The sequence below is a fragment of the Mycobacterium liflandii genome (assembly GCF_022354805.1).
GTDB classification, from domain to species: Bacteria; Actinomycetota; Actinomycetes; order Mycobacteriales; family Mycobacteriaceae; genus Mycobacterium; species Mycobacterium marinum.
Window position 1 is genome coordinate 5,503,823 of sequence record NZ_CP023138.1, and the last position, 22,197, is coordinate 5,526,019.

Consider the following 22,197-nt stretch of genomic DNA (forward strand, 5'->3'; position numbering starts at 1 on the left):
ATCATCAACCCAGCTCACAAGCCTGCTAATCAACAACGCCGGAGCCCTGGCTCAGTCGCGTCCTACGCAGCGAAATCCAATGTGGCTCATGCCCGTATCGATCGGCTGTGGGCGGCGAGCGGCCGGCCGGTAGCGACGGCAATAGCTGTCGGCACACAGGAACGAGCCGCCCTTGACGACCTTGCGCGGCACCCGGAACTGGGGTTGTTGGGGGTCATAGCTATCGGCCTCGGCGGCGGGCCGGGCCGAGGGGGTGTCGGTGTACCAGTCCACGGTCCATTCCCAGACGTTGCCGGCCATATCGAATAGGCCATAGCCGTTGGGCTCGAAACTGCCCACCGGGCTGGTGCGCCCGTAGCCGGGTTCGGGTCGCCACGGGAAGTCGCCATGCCAGAAGTTCGCCAACCGCTGCCCCGGCCGCTCCGATTCTTCACCCCAGGTATAGGCCGCACCGGTCAGCCCGCCGCGGGCGGCGACTTCCCATTCGGCCTCGCTGGGCAGCGCCAGCCCCGCCCATCCGGCGTAGGCGTGCGCGTCCTCGTAGGCGACGTGCACCACCGGATGATCGGCCCGTTTGGCGATCGACGAATGCGGGCCCGCGGGATGGCGCCAAGAGGCGCCGGGAGTCCACGTCCACCACAAGCTGAGGTGGCGCAGGTCGACGGGGCCAGCGGTGCGGGTGAACACCATGGAGCCCGGTTGCAGGTTCTCCGGCGGCGCGCCCGGATAGTCCGCCGGGTCCAGCGGTCGCTCGGCGACGGTGAGATAACCTGTAGCGTCGACGAATTCGGCGAATTGAGTATTGGTCACCTGGTGCACTTGGATCCGGAAGGCGTTGACGTCGACCTGTCGCGGCGGGCTCTCCTCGGGGTAGTGCGCCTCGGACCCCAGCACAGCGGTCTGGGCGGCGATCCGGATCAGATCGTCAGTCACCGAAGACGGTCGCCCAGTCATTTTTGATGCTGGACACCACCCAGCCCGACGCGGCGGCCTGGTCGAGTGCCCGTTCGGCCCCTGCGGTGTAATCGAATTCGCGCTCCGCGTCATCGTGGCGAACCAGCAGCCGCAGCGCGGATCCGCCAGGTGTGTCGGCAAATTCGAGCATTTCGATATCCCCGTTGGAGTTGCCGGCAGCGAAAATCGGACGGCGCCCGATTCGGCTCCATAACCGCACCGGTTTCATCGGACCGTCGTCGAGGAATTCCGGCTGCGCGGTGGTGAACAGGCTGCCGTCGCGATAGATCAGCCCCACCGAGCTGCCCACCACCCGCTCCGGCGGAATGTCGTAGAGCGCACCGGTGATCGGGCGCATGAAGTCCCGGCAACCTCCGGAGACGATGTAGTTGGTGAATCCGTTGCCGGCCAGGTACTGCAGTAACTCCACCATCGGCAGGTACCCGCATTCCCGATAGGGACGGCCCAGAGTCGGGTGTGTCGCCTCGGCGAAGAATGCCCGCACCCGGCTGGCGTGTTCCTCGACAGTAATCGCCTCATGCGCGGAAAGTATTGCCCCAACAAGAAGTTTCAGGTCGGTGTCATCACCTTGGTAATGCTTGGTGACGGCGTCACCGATCCAGCGCAGGTCATCCTCGTACACCGCCTTGTAGGGCTGGCGCTCCCGCAACGACGGGTCAGCCGCAACCTGCTCGGCGAACCGGCGGACCAGGAAGTCCAGCTGGATATACATCGGCTTCTCACACCACAGTGTCCCGTCGTTGTCGAACACCGCGATACGTGCCTCGGGCTCCACCTCAGCGACGGTCTGATCGACAAAATCGACGATCGCCGCCTTGGTGGGGCCGTCGTTCCAATGCTCGAGCATCTAGTCCTTTACGATCGCCTGCAGCTTCTCCACGGCCTGATCGATCGTGAAGCTGGCCGGTGGATGCCGCGGCGGAAACTCCTTGAATGTCTCGAGGAACTGCGTGCATATCGCGGTGCCGTAGAAGGCGATGAAATCGTGGTCGAGGAACCAGTCGTAATAGGTGTTGGATGTAATGTCAGCCCGCTCAAAAGGATCGGTGCGAAGATTGAAGATCTTGGGCACCCGCAGCGGAACGAATGGTTCGGCCCAGACCTGCAGCGTCCCCTGGCAGCGCTGTTCTTGGAAGACGATCTTCCAGTTGTGGAAACGGATACCCAGCACATCGCAGTCTTCGGAGAAGAAGTAGATGAACCCCTGGCGCGGACTCTCTTCGACCTCACCGGTCAGATACGGCAGCAGGTTGAAGGCATCGAGGTGGACCTTGAACTCCTTGTCGTCTCCCCTGACGCTGATCTTGTGGCCCTTCTTCAACTTTTCGATGATGTCGGGCTCGCCGGCGGCCGCCAAGAAGGTGGGCAACCAGTCGTGTTGCTGGATGATCTCGTTGGAGACCACGCCCGCGGAGATCTTGCCCGGCCAGCGAATCATCTCCGGAATGCGGAATGCGCCTTCCCAGTTGGTGTTCTTCTCACTGCGGAAGGGGGTTGTTGCGCCGTCGGGCCAGGTGTTGGCGTGTGGGCCGTTGTCGGTGCTGTAGATGACGATGGTGTCCTGCGCGATGCCCAGTTCGTCCAGCGCATCAAGGAGCTGACCGACGTTTCGGTCGTGGTCGATCATGGTGTCGTGGTAGGGCGACTGCCACACCCCGGCCTGGCCCACGCTTTCCGGCTTGGTGTGAGTGCGCAGGTGCATGTGGGTCATGTTCATCCACACAAAGAACGGCGTGTCCGCCGCGGCCTGCCGTTTTGATGAAATTCACACAGGCCTCGGTGGTTTCGTCATCGATGGTCTCCATGCGCTGTTTGGTCAGCGGGCCGGTGTCCACGATGCGTTGCTTGCCCACCGGCCCGTATTTCGGGTCGTCGGGCTCGTCGGAAACCTCCTCGGTGGCCCAGCACCGGAGAACGCCGCGCGGCCGGTTCAACTCGGCTAGCACCGGAAATCGATCGCTTTTGGGATAGTCCGGCAGCTCTGGCTCTTCCTCGGCATTGAGGTGGTAGAGGTTTCCGAAGAATTCGTCGAACCCGTGCACGGTCGGCAGGTGCTTGTTGCGGTCACCGAGGTGATTCTTGCCGAACTGCCCGGTGGCATAGCCAAGTGGTTTGAGCAGGTCGGCGATGGTCGGGTCCTGGCCCGACCAGCCGATGTCGGAGCCCGGCATTCCGACCTTGCTCATGCCGGTGCGGTACACGCTCTGCCCACTGATAAACGCCGCACGGCCTGCGGTGCAGCTCTGCTCCCCGTAGGCGTCGGTGAACCGCATGCCTTCGTTGGCGATCCGATCGATGTGCGGCGTGCGATATCCCATCAAACCGTCGCTGTAGCAGCTGAGATTGGTGATGCCGATGTCGTCGCCCCAAATGACAAGGATGTTGGGTTTTCCGTTGGACATGAATCGCAGCCTACGTAAATCCGTGGCGCAATGGCACCCCTCGCGGGCGTGTCGACACGGGTCGGCTCACCCGTCGTGCCCGAGGCCGACGAGCGCCCCCCGCGGCGACAGATCAGCCAGACAGCTCGGGTGCGGCCCGGCCGGTGATCAGCGGCAAGTCGAAGAAGCTTTGGATGCCCGCCGGTGCCGCGCAGGTCGCCGGGACGGCGTTGACGCAGTGCGCCGCCGTGGCGACGATTCCCGGGTTGCTCTGCAAACCCGCGGCCACACTGTCGGGCTGCCATCCCTTGATGGTGACAAAGGCGTCGGGATGTCCGCGCACCTCGATCTCGTAGCGCTCCCCGGCGGGGCCGAAAGACCATGGAGCGTCTAGGTTTTCCTCATCCATCAGCCAGTTCACGGTGATCTCGACGACCGCCGTGTCGCCAACCACGGCCTCCCAGTGGAAGCGGCGCCCCGCCACCTGGCCCGGCTCGATCACTCCGATCGGCGATTCGATCGGCGCGGTTGCCACCGCCACCTCTTGCGAGGTGCGGATCTGCGGGTCGGCGGCAAAGCCGAGGCGGTCCACGCAGAGCCGGACCGACTGCATGAAGCCGCCGTCGAGCAGCTTTTGCATCGGCCCGGTCAGCGCACTGTCCGGGGTGCCCCCGAAACCCATCACATAGCGCAGCACGTCCGGCGCACCGTAGGTGCGTAAGTCGGAAAACTCCTCGGAGCGAACGAAAGTCACGCCGGTGGACATCACCGACAGCAACAGCGGGAACAGTTCGGTGGCCGCGCCCGGGCCGATGCCGGCACCGTGCAGCGTGGCGTTGCCGGACTGCGCAGCGACTTCGAGTGGGGCAGCTTCCTTTTCGGTCGGGTAGAACCAGCCCAGCGGCGTGACCACGTTCTTGCCCGAATGCAGCAGAGCCGCAACCTCATCGACGCTGGGCATCAGCGGCGCATAGATCACCGCGTCGGCGTCGAGTGCGAGAATCTCGTCGACGCTGTTGGTCGTGATCACGCCCAACGGCGGCGTCCCGATGATCTCACCGACGTCGACGCCGCTCTTGGCCTCCGAGTACACCCAGCAGCCGACGAGTTCGAGTTCGGGATGCTCGAGAACACCTTTGATTGCGGCAACACCGACCGACCCGGTTGCCCACTGCACGACTCGCAGGCCCATGACCCCACCTTCCTCGCGCTTCGTTGCGCTGGCTCGCTGCCTCTGGCGAGCAGACACAGAATCGCACGATTGGCGCCGAGGCTATGCGAGTCTGTGTCTGCTCGCGCTCAGTTGTGCACCTCGGTGACCTGGTAGACGCCCTCCGCATAACCGGCCCTGATGGTCTTCTTGTCGTACTTACCCACACTGGTGCGCGGAACCTGATCGGCAAATGCCCACCGTTCGGGCAGCCACCATCGAACAACCCGGTCCGCAAGGAACTTTCGCAACTCCGCGGCGCTGACCGTGGCCCCCTCGCGGCGAACCACGACGGCCAGCGGCCGCTCCTGCCAGCGCTCGTCGGGGACGCCCACCACCGCGGCCTCGACCACATCGGGATGAGCGATCAGACAGTTCTCCAACTCCACCGAGGAGATCCATTCCCCGCCGGACTTGATGACATCCTTGGCCCGGTCGGTCAACGTGATGAAGCCCAGCTCATCGATGCGCCCGACATCGCCGGTGCGCAGCCAGCCGGAATCGAACTTGGACTGGTCATAGCCCAGGTAGTAGGCGCCGGTGATCCACGGGCCGCGGACCTCTACCTCACCCACGGCCTGGCCGTCGTTGGGCAGCGCCTCGCCGTTGTCGTCGACGATCCTGGTTTCCACGCCGCACACCGGCTGGCCCTGCGTGGACCGGATCGCCCAGTGCCGGTCCGGCGGGGTTCCCGGCGGCGGCCAGGCCATGGTGGCCAACGGCGACGTTTCCGTCATCCCCCACAACTGCCGGATTTGGACGCCGTACTTTTCTTGGAACGTCCGCATCAGCGATTCCGGAACCGCCGAGCCACCGCAGGCCACCAGCCCCAACGAGGACACGTCGTGGCCGGGATTTTTCTCCAGGTAGTGCATGACGTCGTTCCAGATGGTCGGCACCGCGCCGGCCCGGGTGGGGCGCAGGTTCTCCACCATGTGGACCAGCGACCTGGCGTCGAGATGGCGGTCGGGTAGCACCAGATCCGCGCCGGCCATCAGTGCGGCGTAGGGCAGCCCCCAGGCGTTGGCATGAAACATCGGCACGATCGGCAGCACCCGATCGCTGGATCCCACGCCGATACCGTTTGCGGTACAGGTCGCCATCGAGTGCAAAAAGCTTGAACGATGGCTGTATACAACACCTTTCGGGTGTCCGGTGGTACCGCTGGTGTAACACATGGCGGCGGCGGAGTTCTCGTCGATGTGCGGCCAATCGAACTCGGTCGATTGGCCGTCGAGCAGCTCGTCGTAGCGCAGCACGGTCTTGCCCGACTCTTCCAGCGCCGCGGTGTCCCCCTCCCCGACCGCGATCACCGTGTGCACGGTGTCGAGGTTGGGCAGCACTGGAGCCAGCAGGTTGGTCAAGGACAGGTCGACCAGGACCACCTGGTCTTCGGCCTCGTTGGCGACGTAGGCGATCTGCTCGGCGAACAGTCGGATATTGAGGGTGTGCAGTACCGCCCCCATCGACGGCACCGCCAGGTAGGTCACCAGGTGTTCGGCGTTGTTCCACATGAACGTGGCCACCCGCTGGTCACCGGAAATGCCCAGTCCGCGCAGCGCGTTTGCCAGTTGGGCGGCACGCTGTCCGACTTCGCGATAGGTGGTCTGACGGTAGGCGTCACCGGTCGCGGTGATCACCTGCCGCGACCCGTGAACGCCACAGCCGTGGCGCATGATCGCGGTGATCGTCAGAGGAAAATCCTGCATCGTGCTGTACATCGATGTACCGCCTTACGGGTCCCGGCGCAGCACCGCCTCGTGTCGGCCTCCGGCGAATGCTATCGCCGAGCACCACCATAAGAAACGGGCTCCCCCGCAGAACCGCGTCCAGTAGGGGGCGCTAGGCCAGCGCCGCCTCGAACTGCAGCAGCTCAGGCATGACCCAATCGGCCGACAGACCCTGGCACAGGGCGTTGTCGATGGCTGACACGCCCAGATCAACCAACGTCATGGTGACCGTTCCGGAATAGTCAGCGACGTACAGGCGGTCGCCGCCCGGGCTTTCGATCGCGGCGGACGGCTGGTTGACCCGGACGGTGCCGATGACATCCTGCGAGCGCGCGCTGAGCACGGTGACACGGTCCTCGCTCACCAGGTAGGCACGCTCGCCGTTGCCGCCGATGGAAAGCCGGGTGATCAGACCGCCGATCTCCTCGATCTTGCGGGTGCCGGTGATCTTGCGGGTGCGGGTGTCGACAACGTCGATCACCGCGCCGAAGTCGGCGCCGCAACTGGCGACGTAGGCGGTGGTGCCGTCGGGGCTGATCGCGACATCACGAACCGAAGAGCCGATCTCAATCGTGTCGATGATGCGCAGATCGCGCGGGAACTGCTGCACGACAGATCCGGCCACGCCCTGGCCATTCCTGCCCCGCGAGCGTGCGCGTCCGCCCCGGACCGGATTGAGTTCGGACTCCGCATGCGTTGCCACGACGATGAGCTGACCGCCGGACGGTCCGTTGGCGCCGACGTAAACGCGGTTGCCGTCGGCGCTGACGCGGACACATTCGGTGGTGAGGCCAGGCTTGGGAGCGATGTCGACCACATCGACGCGGCCCGTTGCGGTGTCAAGAACAGCGATGTCGGCACCGCGAGCGCCGTTACGGCTGGCGTAGACGTACTTTCCATCCGAGCTGGCCGCCAGGTCACTGACGCTGAGCGCCAGCGGGTGGGTGGAGACGACGGCGTTGGTAGCGACATCGATGACGGCAATGGCGTCATACGCCGTCGAAACGGTGCTCACGTAGGCGCGGTTGGCGGCTGGGCCGCCCGCGGTGACCGCGAAAGCCTCATCGAGGCCGGTGATGGTCTCCACCACCCGGCAGGTGTCGGTGTCGATCACCGACACGCTGTTGTCGCCGTAGTTGGTCACCATCAGGCGACTGCCGTCGGGACTGATGCCGATGTCACCGATGGGCCCGTTGGCCACCGCAATCTCGACGGAGGTCGGGAAATCGGGTGCGGTACCCAACTCGAAGACCTGGACATCCCCGCCATCGCGATCATTCCAGCCGGTCTGCTGGCCGTTCACGTCGCTCACGTTGGCACCGCCTTTGCTGTTTTGAAAACTCCATGCGGGCGCCGCATATCGCGACAACCCTGTGCGATCCTCGCCGCCCGATCCAAACCGGATTTCAGCACCAAAAAGGCGCTGATCGACTGCTTTCGCCCGAGTCTAGCTCCTTAATTCTGGGTAAATAGATTTCAATTTTATTGCTGTTACCTATGTCACTCGGCCGCCTCAGCCGGCGCTCAGAATGCAATTCTGAATCATTTCCACAGGGAATTCGCAGCAAATGTCCAAGGATGGCTTGATCTGCCCTTTTGGCACGTGTCGCCAACAGTCCAAATGCCCTGGTCGCGGACGTCAAATAAGAATCTCTTATATTCCAACACCGGGAGAAGCAAATCTCACACCGTGCTTATGCTCAAACCTAGCCAAAGTGCGTACGGGGCCGGGATAGGTTGACACCGTCGACGCTAATGTCAAGTTTTTCGTTGTAAAACGCCACCAACCCGGCGATTGCGGCGACGGCGGGCAACGGGTAGTGGTAGGTCCACGCCAGGTCCGGATGCACGCTGTCGCCCACCCGCACCGACCAATAGCCGGTGGTCGTCCCCTTGTAGGGGCACAACGTCTGGGTCGCGCTCGGTTCCAGATGCTCGAAGGCGACGTCGGTTGGATCGATGTAGTACCTGGTGGGCAGTCCGGTCTCGAACAGCAGCACGGGAGCACCGGTATCGGCAAGCACGACACCGTCGAGTTCGACCCGGACATGTCGTTGCGAGCGCAGCGCGTCGACGCGCGAGTAGGGATTGCGCGGATGGCCATAGATCTGTTCGTCTTCCTCGAACCACCGCAGCACGTCCCAGTCGAACCGCACGGTGCCCGCTACCGGACTCGCACCGTCGGCGTCGAACACCCGCGCGGCCGACGGATGGGTCTGCGTCGCCCCGGAGCCGACGACGGAGTACAGATGCGAGGCACCCAACTGGACCCGCTGCGCATGGTTCTCGTCCCTGAGGAACTCCGCTCGGACGTCGGCCAATGGCACGTAGTACGCGGGGTAGTACGGCACTTCCCACACGTAGCGAGCCTGTGTGGTGTCGAAGACCAGTTCGTGCCCCAGATAGCCGCGCACCCGGCGCGGCGCTGGCTCGATCCGTCCGCGGGCGGCCGCCATCTGGGGATAGTCGCGGTCTCCCATGTCGCTTGTCATGAGTTGTCCTTGATCATCGCAACGCTCCTTGCCTGCGGAGGACTCGACGCATCCGACCCATTCAACCTACGACGCCATAACCCCCGCGAACCCCCACAAACCCCAATGTGGGCTCCGCTCCGATCGATTACTGTGCTACTCGTGGCGTTTCGCAGGTACAGCCCGCGGCGCGGGCGACGGTTGCGACTCGATGAGGCGCTGCTGGATCGCGTCCTGCTGACCCGGGTGGGCTACGTCGTCATGCTCCGCGTTGCCCCACCCATCGACAAGGCGCTGATCCCACGGACCGGCGGCCGGCTGAGCTTCGGGGGCTTGAACAAAGTAGGCCTGCTCACCTCGACGGGCGCCAAGTCCGGCCAGCCCCGGGTGCATCCCCTGGCGTTGATCGAGGACTCCGACGGACTGTTGGCCATCGGGTCCAACTACGGGCGTCCCAACCATCCCGCGTGGAGTGCCAACTTGCTGGCACACCCCGAGTGCACGGTGCAGTTCAAAGGGCCGCCCGGGCCGTACCGGGCCGAACTGCTCACCGGCGATGCGCGCGCGGCAGCGTGGGCCAGCGCCACGGACTTCTACGCCGGCTACGAGGGTTATCGCAGCAGCTGCGCGCCCCGCGAGATCCGGGTTTTTCGCCTTCGCCCGGTGGCGGGCTGAGCGCTCCGGTCCACCGCGCTCAACCGACCCTGATGAAGACCGTCACCGATTCGGTTTTCGCCGGCAGCTGGGTCGTGTCGACGATGAGAATCTCGCCATTGTCTTGGGAGCCGTTGGGCAACATCTTGGGCTCGAGCCGCATGGGCGGCGTGTCCGAGGCAAACCCGGCCAGCCCGAAATCGCTGTCATTTGCCATGATCAGCGTCTTGCCGCCGTCCGGGGTGATCAGGCCTTCGATCTTGTCGTGCCCGAAGAAGTCACCGTTGGGACTCAGCGTGCGCACCAGGGCTCCGAGATCGAGTTTGAGGGTCTTGGACGCCACCGTGATGCCGGCGGCCTTGAGCTTGGCGACGGCGTCGGCGTCGGTGCTGACGCCCACCGCGGTTTCGATCGGAACACCGTCGATGAGCAAGCCGCCGGCGTCCGCCTGATACACCGCACCGGGCACCGTCGAGCGGGGTCCGACGTCGGTGGCGTCGGCGGTATCCACCAGGTAGATCTTCTTGTTTCCCTTGGGCGCCGGCTCGTTGTCGCGCTCGTCGACCAGGAACGTGGTGGCGCTCAGCGCGGTGATATCGGAGACAGCGACCTTCGTCTGCTGGGGATTTTCCAGCGGATACAGGTATTCGTGGACGTTTCTGCGGTCAATGAGGTTGACGGTCACGATGCGCACGATCGGGACCGACTTGGCCGGGCCGGCCAGCTCGGGCGTCTGGATGGCCGACTGTATGATCCCCACCAGCGTGGAGCCGTCCGGGGTGATGGTTAGACCCTCGATGCCGCGGTTGGGGCTGCGCAGTGACAGCTCCCGGGGCAGCATCCCGTCAAACGGTGAAAAGCGTTCCAGCTCTTTGCCGTTGTCGTCGAAGTGGATGAGGTAGGGACCGTACTCGTCGAATACCCAGAAGCTGCCGTCGTACATGGCGACCAGACCCTCGGGGTCCACGCCGTAATCGGAAGGCGGCAGCGGCGTTGCTCGGAAGGCGGCAGCGGCGTTGCGTTGAGGTCTACCAGGGCCTCCCCGGTATTCGCCTGCGGGGACACCAGTCCGAGCATCGGACGTCCGGCCGGACCGTGCAGCGTGATGATTCGCTCCACCGTTGCCACGCCATCGGCGAGTTTGAGCTTGGCGATGTGCGGATGGAATTCGGGTACCGGGAGCACCTTTTCATTCGGGGTACGCCCGTCGACGTTGGGACCGCGGTCGGTGATGCCATAGATTTCATCAGCACTGCCCGGCACCGCGGCGATTCCCGATCCGTGTGCGCTGGCCTTGATCGCGACGCCGCCGACGGTGGCCAGCGGCAGTTGGTCCTCGGCGAAGAGCTTGACCGCGTGGCTGACCGTGACGGCGAGTTCATCGGTACCGGTGAAGCCCGGGTCGGGGGTGTAGATCATGGCACCGTTTTCGCCGTAGGCGATGCGGCCGTGCGCGGGTTTGCCGAACGCCACCGGTGTCACGCCGTGGGTGGCCGCCAACATCCGGCCCGGTGAGATCGCCAACGCTGTGCCGGTTGCGGTACTCAAGTCCATGTTGCCCGCGTACGCGGCGGTGGGATCTGAGGTGCTCGACGAGCAGGCTGTCAGCGCAATCGACAACCCAACCGTCGCTACCCATCGTCTCGCCATAAATGCCATACGCATGATTTAGCAGGAAAAGTTGTAGTGCGGGTGTACGGAAGCCGGCGCTAGCGCCGCTTGTCACGCACTTTATAGGTTGAGGGCCAGGATTTGCGCGCCTCGTCGCCGGTCAGGGGTGTCCCCATCCCGCCGACCTTCACGTTGTAGGCCTCCTTACCCGGACCGACTTCCCGGTTGGCGTGTTCTTGGGCAAGGTAGTACAGCTCGTCGATGGTCGCTTCGTCGTAAGCGACGAACGAGGTCTCCCGGACAACGTCGTCGATGCCGGCAAGCATCCGGGTGGGCAGCAACTGAGAAGCCAGCGCCGCCAAACCCAGCAGCGACACCGGAATGACCCATTAGCACATGAACGACACCGGGGTCTTGGTGTCAAGGATGGTGGCGTCACTTTCCACGACCGGCGGAACCAGTGATGAGAGCGTCATACCGGCGAACGCGGCAACCCAGATCCAGGTCAGGATCATCGTCATTCGCTTGAACAACTCGGTGTTGACCACGTCGGAGGGCAATTCGGCGGCCGCGTATTCGCGCACAAGCGGTTTGCCCATCAGCAATCCGAGAACAGCGACCAGGAAGATGCCGAAGTTACTCACCGCCACGATCCATCGCGCCAGAAACGCCTCGCTGAGTGCGAATGTCAGCACGGTCAGCACCGAAAATGTTGCGACAGAACCTATTTCGACGGTGCGACCGGGCCTTTGAGCGGAGCGCCCTACCGCCAGCACCGCCAGGGCAATCAACAGTGCGACCGCGACCGCCGTCTCGAAAGGGACATTGCCGACCAACACCCAGTAGACCAGCCACGGCGAAAACCCGAAGAGCATACCCACGATGGCCCAGTGTATGGCCGCACGAGCGCACCACCGCGGTGCGCCGCCGCGCGCGACACGGGGAAGTTACCGGCGGCTCAGACAAACACCGACACCGCGTCGGGCGGGGACGCGACAATCGCCGGCAGCACGAAGGTCCGGACATAGCGACGGACCGTCGCAGGGTCATCCGACCCCGGTATCACGTTCATCAGCAGCGAAAGCGCTACCCCGAGGACGTATCGCCCGACATCACCGGGCTCCAAGCCCACTCGCAACCGGTCCCGGAATAGGACGAACACCTGCTCGTAGAGGCCGGCCACCTTCCCACACAACACCGGGGAGTTGGCCAGCAAACTGGCGACGCCGTGCTCGGCTCCCATGGACAGCAACTCGAGCAGGGGATCACGACTGACCACCGTGGTCACAAAAACCAATGACTCGGTGATCAGGGCGGCAACGTCGTCCGTGGGCATCAGGTCATCAACCACTCGTGCGACATAGCGATCCATCACCTGAACCGCAACCGCGACCACCAACTCATCACGCCCACCGAAATGCCGATAGAGCACAGCGCGTGAGACGCCCGCCCGCTTGGCAACCTCCGCCATGGTGATATCCAGACCATTTTCGGCAAAGCAACGCTCGGCCGTTTGCACCAGCAGACGACGCGCCTGCTCCGGGGTATTGCCGCCCCCCGCGGGCCGGCCGCGTCGCCGCACGCCGGATTCTCCGGCTGGAATTTTAGTTGACATCGATTACAGTATGTCTATTATTTGGTAGATGGCTATCCCGTCCACAACGGCACGGTACGGGCAGATGCGGACCGGTGTTCGCGCACTGGGCCACGTGTTCGGCCTTCGGTTCAATCACGACCAGGTATTCGAAGCCGTGATCGCCTTCGGCTACCCGACCCTGCAGCGCGAGTTCGACAAACTCGCCCGACTCCCGCAGGGACGCCGGCTGCTCGAGACAAAGCCCGACCTGATGGCGCGACTCGGTGACGACGACTACCTGGCTACGTTGCCGCCGGGCTCACTCGGCGCCGCCTATCGCGATTTCCTGCGTCAACACCGCCTCGATGCGGGGGTATTCGATGCCCGCGACGTCATCGAGCCGGTCATCGAACGCAATGGCTGGGACCCCGACTTCGGCTACATGATCAAGCGGGGCACCGTCTTGCATGACATGTTCCACGTGCTGGGCGGCTACGGACCCGACCTGGGCGGCGAGATCGGCAACCTGGGCCTGCATCACGGCCAGCTTGGAAAGTGCCGAACCACAGCGATTTTCGGATTCATCGCGTGCGCGGCGGTACGCGGCGGCTCATGGCGGCGCAAACGCGAGTTCTGGCGCCAGGCGGTAGCACGCGGGCGGGCCGCGCAGAACCTGATGGCGGCCCCGTACGAAGAGCTCCTGGACCGACCGCTGGCCGAGGTCCGCGCGGCGCTGGGCATCGCGGCATCGGAGAGCGCACATCCGGCCGGCCACTTCTTCACCAGATGGCAGCTACCTACCGGCACCGCCTCCGCCCCCTTCGATCCCTGGGACTATCAGACCGCGGCGGTCGGCGCCGCGCGCCATTGATCGATTCGCAACCCCAACCGGTAAGCCTCCGCTAGCCGCACCGGGGTGCAAGCCCCTGCTCACCAGCATTTTTTGGACAACCCGGAGACGGCTGGGGCCAGCCAATGCCGCGGCCCCGCCCGCGCCGTTTCCGGGTCCCTTCCTGTCCGCTTGACAGCGGCCGCGCCAGACCTCACCATGTTGCGCATTACAAAACTTGTTCTGCATTACAGAACACAGTGCAAGTGGGTGGCGTTATGGGACCGAAGATCGTCATCGTGGGTGCCGGCATCGTTGGGGCTTCGCTCGCCGACGAGCTGACCGCCCGGGGGGTCATCGATGTCACGGTGGTCGACCGCGGGCCCTTGTTCACCACCGGCGGATCCACGTCGCATGCCCCCGGCCTGGTGTTTGCGACCAACCCGTCGAAAACCATGAGCGCATTCGCTCGCTACACCGTGGACAAATTCTCCGGACTGCACCATCGCGATGGGGCGGTGTTCAACCGGGTGGGCGGGCTCGAGGTCGCCACCACCGCCGAGCGCTGGGCGGACCTGCATCGCAAGGCGGGTTGGGCGCAGGCCTGGGGAGTGCCGGGGCGGCTGGTCGGCCCGGACCAGTGCGTCGAGCTGCACCCGCTGTTGGACCGCGCGGGAATCCTGGGCGGCTTTCACACCCCGAGCGACGGCCTGGCCTCGGCGGTACGCGCGGTCGAAGCGCAAGCTCGGCGGGCGATCGCGCGGGGCGCGGTCTTCCTGGCCGAGACCGAGGTGCAGCAGGTGGCCGATCACAACGGCCGGGTCACCGGAGTCCACACGAGTCGCGGTGTCATCGAGGCCGACATCGTGGTCTGCGCGGCGGGATTCTGGGGCGCACAGCTGGCCAAACAGGTGGGCCTGGTGCTGCCGCTGGTGCCGCTGGCGCACCAGTACGCCAAGACCGGCCAGGTCGCACCGCTGGTCGGGCGCAACACCGAAGACGCCCCGGCGAGCCTGCCGATCCTGCGCCACCAAGACGCCGACCTTTATTTTCGCGAACACGTCGACCGCCTTGGCATCGGCTCCTACGGGCACCAGCCGATGCCCGTGGACATGTCCACGTTGCTGGCCGACACCGCCGGTGAACCGATGCCCTCGATGCTCCCTTTCACCGAGGAGGACTTCGAACCGGCCTGGCGTGACTGCGTGCGACTGCTGCCTGCGCTCGGGGACACCAAGGTTGACGAGGGCTTCAACGGCATCTTCTCGTTCACGCCCGACGGGTATTCGCTGCTCGGCGAGCACCGGGAGTTGGGCGGGTTCTGGGTTGCCGAGGCGGTGTGGGTGACCCATTCGGCCGGGGTGGCCAAAGCGGTCGCGGAGTGGATCGTCGACGGCACCCCGACGATCGACGTGCACGAATGCGACCTGTACCGGTTCGAGGACTTTGCGCGCAGCCCACGATTCATCGACGAGACCTGCGCGCAGGCCTTCGTCGAGGTCTACGACATCGTTCATCCCCACCAGTACCGCAGCGCGCTGCGCGGCCTGCGCACCAGCCCATTCCTCCACCGCCAGCGCGAACTGGGCGCCTACTTCTACGAGGGCGGTGGCTGGGAGCGACCCGCATGGTTTCAAGCCAATGCCGAGCTGGTTCGGGAGCTCGCCGGCCGCAATGTGGCGTTTCCCGAGCGTGACGACTGGGCGGCACGCTACTGGTCGCCCATCGCGATCGCCGAGGCGCAGTGGACGCGTGAACGCGTCGCCCTCTACGACATGACACCGCTGACCCGCTACGAAGTCAGCGGTGCCGGTGCGGTCGACCTGCTGCAGCGGCTGACTACCAACGACATCGACAAGGGCGTCGGATCGGTCACCTACACCTTGATGCTCGATGAGACGGGCGGCGTCCGCAGCGATCTCACCGTCGCCCGACTCGGCACGGCCCGTTTTCAGGTCGGCGCCAATGGGCCCCAGGACTTCGACTGGCTGAGTCGCCATCTGCCCCAAGACGGCAGCGTCACGCTGCGCGATATCACCGGAGGCACCCGCTGCATCGGGGTGTGGGGGCCGGCCGCGCGGGACCTCGTGCAGCCGTTGTGCCGAGACGATCTGTCACACCAAGCGTTCCCGTACTTCCGGTTGCTGCAGACCTATCTGGAGGCCATCCCGGTCACCATGCTGCGGGTGTCTTATGTCGGCGAGCTGGGCTGGGAGATCTATACCGAAGCCAGCTACGGCGGCGCCCTGTGGGACCTGTTGTGGGCGGCTGGCGCCGGCCACCAGGCCATTGCCGCCGGACGCATCGCGTTCAACAGCCTGCGCATGGAGAAGGGCTACCGCGCGTGGGGCACCGACATGACCGCCGAGCACCGCCCGGATGAGGCCGGCCTGGGCTTCGCGGTTCGGATGTCCAAAGACTTCATCGGCAAGGCCGCGCTGGTGGACGCCGCTGCGCGAAAGGTACTGCAGTGCATTGTCTTCGACGATCCCGCCGCGGCGGCACTGGGCAAGGAGCCGGTGTTTGCCGGCGATGTCTGCATTGGATTCGTGACCAGTGCCGGGTATTCGCCCACGATTGGCCGCACCATCGCCTACGCCTGGCTGCCGGCCGAATCGTCGATTGGTGACACCGTCACCGTCGACCACCGCGGCCGGCGCTACCCGGCGAGCGTCCACCAGCAACCGGCGGTCGATCCAGAGTCCACCCGGATACGGAGATAACTCGTCATGGCGACAACGGGTTACGACGTGATTGTGATCGGACTGGGCGGCATGGGAAGCGCGGCCGCCTATCATCTGGCCGCCCGGGGCCGCCGAGTGCTCGGCCTGGAGCGTCATCAACCGGCCCACGACAAGGGATCCAGCCACGGCGGCTCCCGGATCATCCGCCAGTCCTACTTCGAGGATCCCGGTTACGTGCCACTGCTGCTGCGGTCCTATGAGCTGTGGGAGAGGCTGGCCATCGATGCCCAGAGCGACATCTACCGACTCACCGGCGGCCTGTTCATCGGACCGCCGGACTGCGCGACCGTAGCCGGCAGCCTGCGGGCCAGCCGCGAGTGGAATCTGCCGCACGAGGTGCTCGACGCCCCGCAGATCGCGGCCCGCTTCCCGAATTTCACCCCGCAGCCCACAGACATCGCGCTCTACGAAGCCAAGGCGGGTTTGGCTCGCCCTGAACTGACGGTGCGTGCACACCTGGAGCTGGCAAAGCGATCGGGGGCAACACTGCAATTCGAGGAGCCGGTGCTGAACTGGACCACGACCACCAGCGGCGTGCGGGTCACCACCGGCCGCAGCACCTACATCGCCGAACAGCTGGTGGTCTGCCCCGGCGCCTGGGCACCGGAGCTGCTGAGCCAATTGGGCATTCCGATCACGGTGCAACGCCAGGTGATGTACTGGCTGGACCCGGTTGGCGGCACGGCCGGGTTCCGGGATCACCCGATCTTCATCGCCGAGAATGATTCCGGCGCAAAGATTTACGACTTCCCCGCCATCGACGGACCACGCGGCGGGGTCAAGGTCGCGTTCTTCCGCAAAGGGATCGCCTGCACCCCGGACACCATCGACCGGGTGGTTGGGCCGCAGGATATCCACGAGATGATCACCCGGGTCGGCGAATTATTGCCGGCGCTCGCCGGCACCTGCCTGCAAGCGGCGACCTGCATGTACTCCAACACACCCGATCAGCATTTCGTCATCGCACGACATCCGTACTGTCCTGCGGTGACCGTGGCCTGTGGATTCTCCGAGCACGGCATCAAGTTCGTGCCGGTTGTCGGCGAGATTCTTGCCGACCTGGTGACCGAGGGCGCTACCAGCCAACCGATTTCGCTGTTCGACCCACAGAGGCTGGTGACCGTATGACCGCTGTCCGGCAACCCTCGGCCTTGCTGCCCACCCTGGGCGGGGCCTACTACACCAGTGCCGCCGTGTTTGCCGCCGAGCAACAGCACGTGTTCGAAAGCATGTGGTTTTGCGTCGTGCGCGCGGCCGACCTGAACGAGCCAGGGCAATTCAAGGCCGTACAGGTGGGACGCGAAAGCGTGCTGCTGGTGCGGGGGCGGGATCGACGGCTGCGCGCCTTTCTCAACATCTGCCGGCATCGAGGTGCGCTGCTGTGCACCGAGCCCGAGGGACAGGTGCGCCGGAATCTGCGCTGCCCCTATCACTCCTGGACCTACGGATTGGACGGCACCCTGATCGCCGCCCCGAATATCGCGGAACTGACCGACACCGACGGAGCGAGCATCGACCGGCACCGCTATGGCCTGGTCGCGGTGGCATTGCGGGAGTGGCTGGGCTATGCGTGGGTCTGCCTGGCCGAGGATCCGCCGTCGTTCGAAGACGACGTCGTCGGGTCGGTCACGGCGCGACTCGGCGACGTGAGCGCCATAGACACCTACCGGATCGAGGCGTTGCAGGTCGGGCGGCGTGTCAGCTACGACGTCGCGGCGAACTGGAAGTTGATCGTCGAGAACTTCATGGAGTGCTACCACTGCGCCACCATCCACCCCGAGCTGACCAGAGTGATACCGGAATTCGCACGCGGCCAGGCGGCTCAGCGATCGGTGGGACGCGGCGCCGAATTCGGCTCGGCGGTAGCAGGTTTCACCGTGGACGGCCGGGCAGGCTTCACCGCCCTACCCGGAATCAGGCCGGAGCAGGACCGACGCTACTTCGCCATCACCGTCAAACCGACGGTGTTCATCAACCTGGTCCCCGATCACGCGATCATCCACCGGATGTTCCCGATCGCCGCCGACCGAACCATCGTCGAATGTGACTGGCTCTAAGCCCCCGAGGTGGCCGCGGGCGGCGACATTGCGCACTCGGTTGAACTGTTCCATCGCGTCAACGAGCAGGACTTCGACGCCTGCCAGCGGACCCAGCCCGCGATGTCGTCACGCGCCTACCGCACCGGCGGTGTGCTGGTTCCCGCCGAGCACCACATCGCCGAATTCCATCAGTGGGTGGTCGCACGCATCGGCATCCCCGCGGTGTCGGGGTAACCGAGGTGCCCGTGAGCAGCGGTATATCGTCGATGATCATGGGGACAGGCAACGACGGCGGTGCCTCCGAGTCAGACCCTGCCCCCGCCGTTCAATCGGTCGACCGTGCCCTGCTGGTGCTCGAACTGTTGGCGGACATGGGCAAAGCGGGGGTGACCGAGGTCGCCGATGAGCTCGGGGTACACAAATCAACCGCGTCGCGGCTGATCACCGCGCTGGAAGCACGCGGCTACGTCGAACAGCTCTCCGATCGCGGCAAGTACCAGCTCGGAATCGGGGTGTCGCGACTGGCCCGCGCCCGCAGCGGTCACTCGGACCTGGTGAAGCTGAGCCAGGACGCGTGCGACAAGCTGGCGGCGGACTTGGGTGAAACGGCCAACCTGGCAATCCTCGACGAAAACCGCGCCGTCAACATCGTCGAGGCGGTAAGCAGCGCCGAAATCGCACTGCAAACCTGGGTGGGCCAGAGCTGCCCAGTGCACGCCACCTCGTCCGGCAAGGTGTTGCTGGCCGGTCTGGAGGCAGATGAGGTACGCCACCGGGTCGGCGCGACATTGGACAGCTTCACCGAGAACACCATCGTCACCATCGATGCGTTGGAGGCCCAACTCGCGGCCACCCGCGCGGCCGGCTGGGCCAGCGCACGTGAGGAGCTCGAAATCGGCCTCAATGCGGTCGCCGCGCCGATCTACGACAGCACCGGACGGGTTGCCGCGGCGCTGAGCGTCTCCGGACCGGCCTACCGGCTACCGGCCGCCGACTTCGAAGAGGTCGCCCAACAGACCATCGCCGCGGCTGACGTGGTGAGTCGAGGGCTGGGCTGGACGGACCGCATCTCCTGACACCGAGGCCGCCGCTCACGGGCGGTGACAGGTAGCTTCCAGGGCTTTCGCGGCTTCCAAGGTTTCTTCATGAATCCCGGAAGGCCCCGGGTGGATCTTTTTCTCACGGAACCCACCGCGCCGCCGAGGCGGCCGACGAGAAGCCCACGAGGAAAGGAGCTCATCGTGTCGAAGACCTTCATGAACCGAGTCGCCACCGCAGCGCGTACCGCCACCGCGGCGGCCTTCATCGGCGCCGCCGCGGCCGGGGCGTTCGCCGCCCCCGCGCTGGCCAGCCCCGCTCCCCAGACCGAATCCACCGGCGCGCTGTACGGCCACCCAGACACGGCCGCTCAGTACTGGCAGATGCAGCACCTGCCCGACAACTGCGTGCTGATGTCGGTCGCCGACGTGGTCGGCGAAGTAACTGGAAAGCTGCCGCCCGAGGAGCAGATCGTTCGCCTGGCCGAAAGCACGCCGAGTTCGATGCATCCCGGGTCGATCTGCATCCGCCCCACCCCCACCCAAACCTGGGGCACCGACCCCAGCGATGTGGTGGTCCTGCTGGCCCAGTTCGGCATCAAGGGTGCCATCACCAATGCCTCCACCGAAGAGCAAACCGGTGTTCCCACCGGACTTTCGGCGATCGAGCGCTACCTCGGCGATGGCCACAAGGTGATCGCCACCGTCAACGTCGAAACCATCTGGGACAACCCGGACGGCGACCACAGCGCCCCGGACCACTCCCTGGTCATCACCGGCGTGGACACCCGCACCGGCGTCGTGCACCTCAACGACCCCGCCTATCCGTCGGGCGCCGACAAGCAGGTGCCGATCGACACCTTCATGCAGGCCTGGCAGGCCAGCGACTACCAGATGGTGGTAACGGTCAACGACAACTAGAACGTGGTCGTGACAGGATCTCGCCAAACCGAAATCGATTTAGCTCCAGCAGCTCTGACGGCACCGTCGCGGCGCACGTCAGTCTTTGACGCAGTCCATGATGACCAGGAAAGGATTGTCGAGTAGGTAGTCCCAGTAGTCGCCCTCCTCACCCGCTTCGGGCGCAGGCTCCAGATCGGGAATGTGGACGGCGAAGTCGTGGAAACCGGCGTGCCGGAACGCGCGGGCATAGGCCTCGATCGGCAGGTAGTAGTTCCGGACTCGCAGTCTGGAATCGGCGAGATTGACCGTGATGTCGATCGGCGCGCCGTCGCAGACGTGATCGGCCAGTTGCAGCTCGAATCCATACTTACGGTAGTCGGGCCGAAACGAATACACCCCCGGATTGGTGTTCACGGTGACGAACCGGCCGCCCGGCTTGACCCGGCACGCCAGGCCGCGACACATCTGCGCGAGCTCCGCCCGGTTTTGCGCGTACACCAGCAGCCACGCACTCACAACCACGTCGTAATCCTGTTGCGCAACGGTCGAACGGGCGTCCGCCACGACGTAGTCGATGCCCAACGGCTGCTGCTTTTCCTGCGCGCGGGCCAGGGCGATCATCCGTTCGGAGATGTCGAGTCCGACCACCTGCCCGGCGCCGGCGCGGCGCAACAAGCGGGTGAAATGCCCTTCGCCGCACGCGACGTCCAGCACCTTCTTGCCGCTGACGTCACCGATGTGCTTGAGAAAGGAGTAGGTCTCGATGCGTTCTCGCCAAGGCTGCGTCTTCGCCTGTTGATACTGCTCGGCGATGTGCCCCTGGTTGTAGTCGATTGCCACACCGGCCGCCTTTCCCCAAGCAGCAACCCGATCCCGCTATCGCGCAGCTCTACCTCCCAACCTAGCCCCGATCGGTGGATGCGGAAGGCGAGCGTAGCGAAACCTCGGCGCGGTATTCGGCGGGTGAGGACCCATGAATGGCCTTGAAGAGGCGGGAGAAATGCGATGCGTTGACCAGCCCCCAACGCGCGGCGATAGAGCTCACCGGCACCTCCCCAAGGCGGTGATCTTCCAGGTCGCGACGGCAATGTTCGATGCGGCGGTCTCGGATCCAGCCGGTGACTGTCTGACCCTGCGACTCGAACAGCTTCTGCAGGTACCGCACCGAAACATGATGCGCGGCAGCGATCGTTGAAACATCCAGACCCGGGTCACCGAGCCGACTTTCGATGAAGGCGCGAATCCGCAGCGCCAGGCCTCGCGTACCTCGAGCCACATTGCCGCCGGTCTCGTCGGAGAGTTGCGCGGCGAACGATGCCGCCAGCATGTCCAGCACCGCGTCGGCTAGATAGAGGGTGCCGGCGGTGTTCGCATCGTCGAGCCGGTTGCCCATCTCGGTCAGGAAGGCCGACACCGACGCTCCCAAGCCATCGCGCCCGTTCAGCCGCCGAGCCGTTAATCGCGTCAATTCGGCCGAGGACAGCCGCATCTGGTCGCGCGGAAACATGACGACCAGCGCCCGGTAGACACCGCTGAAAGCCAGGCTGTAGGGCCGGGTCGTGTCGTACACCGCGAAATCTCGCGGAGCCAACGTCTCTTCGTGGCCGTCCTGGGTCACAACGCACTTACCGTTCAGCGGTATCGCGACCTTGAGGTAGTCCGGGGCGCTGTGGTTTATCAGCTTGGCCGTGCGGCGCACCAGCACGTCACTTCCGACCCGGACATCGGACACTCGGACCGTGCCCAGACTCGCCGAGCGCACCTGGCCACGAAAAGTTCCGACGTCATCGACGCATAACGCAAGCGGCACGAATGTCTGGGAGATGGCGTGCTGGAAGGCTTCAAAACGTTCGTTTCGCCGTGCGGACGTGGCGGCACAGCGCTGGCCGGGTCGGCTGGGATTCACCATGGTGCCTCCAACTCGTCGGCGAGCCATCCCGGGTTTGGCCGCAACCTGCTCAGCCGACGTCATCGCGCGGTACGGCGCCCACCCCCGTGACGGATGCTGAGCACCTCATTCGACGGTACCTGCGCGGC

General features: G+C 65.0%; 18 protein-coding genes and 3 pseudogenes. 7 read left to right on the forward strand and 14 right to left on the reverse strand.

Annotated elements, in window-relative coordinates:
• Positions 1 to 51: 51 nt before the first annotated feature.
• The 8 genes from CKW46_RS24410 to CKW46_RS24445 all read right to left on the reverse strand — a co-directional run bounded on the left by CKW46_RS24410 (position 52) and on the right by CKW46_RS24445 (position 8,776).
• Positions 52 to 933 (reverse strand): formylglycine-generating enzyme family protein, encoded by an 882-nt coding sequence (locus CKW46_RS24410; RefSeq protein WP_482052509.1) that lies wholly within the window; start codon positions 931 to 933, stop codon positions 52 to 54.
• Positions 926 to 1,822: an HAD family hydrolase gene (locus CKW46_RS24415; RefSeq protein ID WP_482052510.1), complete on the reverse strand. Its 897-nt coding sequence runs from the start codon at positions 1,820 to 1,822 to the stop codon at positions 926 to 928. The genes CKW46_RS24410 and CKW46_RS24415 overlap by 8 nt, the downstream gene beginning before the upstream one ends.
• Positions 1,823 to 2,677 (reverse strand): sulfatase-like hydrolase/transferase, encoded by an 855-nt coding sequence (locus CKW46_RS24420; protein ID WP_252872495.1) that lies wholly within the window; start codon positions 2,675 to 2,677, stop codon positions 1,823 to 1,825.
• Positions 2,565 to 3,377 (reverse strand): sulfatase-like hydrolase/transferase, encoded by an 813-nt coding sequence (locus tag CKW46_RS24425; protein ID WP_252872496.1) that lies wholly within the window; start codon positions 3,375 to 3,377, stop codon positions 2,565 to 2,567. Before CKW46_RS24425 ends, CKW46_RS24420 begins: the two co-directional genes overlap by 113 nt.
• 112 nt (positions 3,378 to 3,489) lie before the next feature.
• Positions 3,490 to 4,548 (reverse strand): NAD(P)H-dependent amine dehydrogenase family protein, encoded by a 1,059-nt coding sequence (locus tag CKW46_RS24430; RefSeq protein ID WP_117436727.1) that lies wholly within the window; start codon positions 4,546 to 4,548, stop codon positions 3,490 to 3,492.
• A 107-nt stretch (positions 4,549 to 4,655) separates the two neighbouring features.
• Entirely contained in the window at positions 4,656 to 6,287 is a 1,632-nt protein-coding gene (locus CKW46_RS24435) for a fatty acid--CoA ligase (RefSeq protein WP_482052511.1), read from the reverse strand.
• Positions 6,288 to 6,408: 121 nt separating this feature from the next.
• Positions 6,409 to 7,608 (reverse strand): YncE family protein, encoded by a 1,200-nt coding sequence (locus CKW46_RS24440; protein ID WP_240274585.1) that lies wholly within the window; start codon positions 7,606 to 7,608, stop codon positions 6,409 to 6,411.
• Positions 7,609 to 8,002: 394 nt separating this feature from the next.
• Positions 8,003 to 8,776: a DUF427 domain-containing protein gene (locus tag CKW46_RS24445; protein WP_180338802.1), complete on the reverse strand. Its 774-nt coding sequence runs from the start codon at positions 8,774 to 8,776 to the stop codon at positions 8,003 to 8,005.
• Positions 8,777 to 8,929: 153 nt separating this feature from the next.
• On the opposite strand from CKW46_RS24445, the gene CKW46_RS24450 reads away from it, so the two are divergent.
• Complete coding sequence (locus CKW46_RS24450) at positions 8,930 to 9,442, forward strand: nitroreductase family deazaflavin-dependent oxidoreductase (RefSeq protein WP_238559429.1); 513 nt, start codon at positions 8,930 to 8,932, stop codon at positions 9,440 to 9,442.
• Positions 9,443 to 9,461: 19 nt separating this feature from the next.
• On the opposite strand, the gene CKW46_RS24455 is transcribed toward CKW46_RS24450, so the two are convergent.
• From CKW46_RS24455 to CKW46_RS24470, 4 genes and pseudogenes are all read right to left on the reverse strand, one after another.
• The gene (locus tag CKW46_RS24455) at positions 9,462 to 10,364 is read right to left on the reverse strand and encodes an esterase-like activity of phytase family protein (protein ID WP_499018420.1); all 903 of its coding nucleotides are present in this window, start codon (positions 10,362 to 10,364) and stop codon (positions 9,462 to 9,464) included.
• Between the two features lie 476 nt (positions 10,365 to 10,840).
• Positions 10,841 to 11,086 (reverse strand): annotated as a pseudogene (locus CKW46_RS24460) (esterase-like activity of phytase family protein); the annotation flags it as partial.
• A 44-nt stretch (positions 11,087 to 11,130) separates the two neighbouring features.
• Positions 11,131 to 11,913 (reverse strand): annotated as a pseudogene (locus tag CKW46_RS24465) (hypothetical protein).
• Positions 11,914 to 11,990: 77 nt separating this feature from the next.
• On the reverse strand, positions 11,991 to 12,647 hold the full coding sequence (locus CKW46_RS24470) for a TetR/AcrR family transcriptional regulator (protein ID WP_231395651.1): 657 nt from the start codon (positions 12,645 to 12,647) through the stop codon (positions 11,991 to 11,993).
• Positions 12,648 to 12,711: 64 nt separating this feature from the next.
• On the opposite strand from CKW46_RS24470, the gene CKW46_RS24475 reads away from it, so the two are divergent.
• From CKW46_RS24475 to CKW46_RS24500, 6 genes and pseudogenes are all read left to right on the forward strand, one after another.
• Complete coding sequence (locus CKW46_RS24475) at positions 12,712 to 13,479, forward strand: Coq4 family protein (RefSeq protein WP_499018423.1); 768 nt, start codon at positions 12,712 to 12,714, stop codon at positions 13,477 to 13,479.
• A 236-nt stretch (positions 13,480 to 13,715) separates the two neighbouring features.
• Positions 13,716 to 16,160 carry a GcvT family protein gene (locus tag CKW46_RS24480; RefSeq protein ID WP_482052512.1) on the forward strand — a complete coding sequence of 815 codons (2,445 nt, stop codon included), beginning with the start codon at positions 13,716 to 13,718 and terminating at the stop codon, positions 16,158 to 16,160.
• A 6-nt stretch (positions 16,161 to 16,166) separates the two neighbouring features.
• Positions 16,167 to 17,309, forward strand: coding sequence for an N-methyl-L-tryptophan oxidase (gene solA, locus CKW46_RS24485; RefSeq protein ID WP_482052513.1), 1,143 nt, complete (start codon positions 16,167 to 16,169; stop codon positions 17,307 to 17,309).
• Positions 17,306 to 18,454 (forward strand): annotated as a pseudogene (locus tag CKW46_RS24490) (aromatic ring-hydroxylating oxygenase subunit alpha). Before solA ends, CKW46_RS24490 begins: the two are co-directional and overlap by 4 nt.
• 11 nt (positions 18,455 to 18,465) lie before the next feature.
• The gene (locus tag CKW46_RS24495) at positions 18,466 to 19,296 is read left to right on the forward strand and encodes an IclR family transcriptional regulator (protein ID WP_482052514.1); all 831 of its coding nucleotides are present in this window, start codon (positions 18,466 to 18,468) and stop codon (positions 19,294 to 19,296) included.
• Positions 19,297 to 19,461: 165 nt separating this feature from the next.
• Positions 19,462 to 20,178, forward strand: coding sequence for a C39 family peptidase (locus CKW46_RS24500; protein WP_117436732.1), 717 nt, complete (start codon positions 19,462 to 19,464; stop codon positions 20,176 to 20,178).
• 78 nt (positions 20,179 to 20,256) lie between these two features.
• On the opposite strand, the gene CKW46_RS24505 is transcribed toward CKW46_RS24500, so the two are convergent.
• Together CKW46_RS24505 and CKW46_RS24510 are read right to left on the reverse strand one after the other, a co-directional pair.
• Positions 20,257 to 21,000 carry a class I SAM-dependent methyltransferase gene (locus tag CKW46_RS24505; RefSeq protein ID WP_096369965.1) on the reverse strand — a complete coding sequence of 248 codons (744 nt, stop codon included), beginning with the start codon at positions 20,998 to 21,000 and terminating at the stop codon, positions 20,257 to 20,259.
• A 61-nt stretch (positions 21,001 to 21,061) separates the two neighbouring features.
• Complete coding sequence (locus tag CKW46_RS24510) at positions 21,062 to 22,069, reverse strand: AraC-like ligand-binding domain-containing protein (RefSeq protein ID WP_482052515.1); 1,008 nt, start codon at positions 22,067 to 22,069, stop codon at positions 21,062 to 21,064.
• Positions 22,070 to 22,197 lie beyond the last annotated feature (128 nt).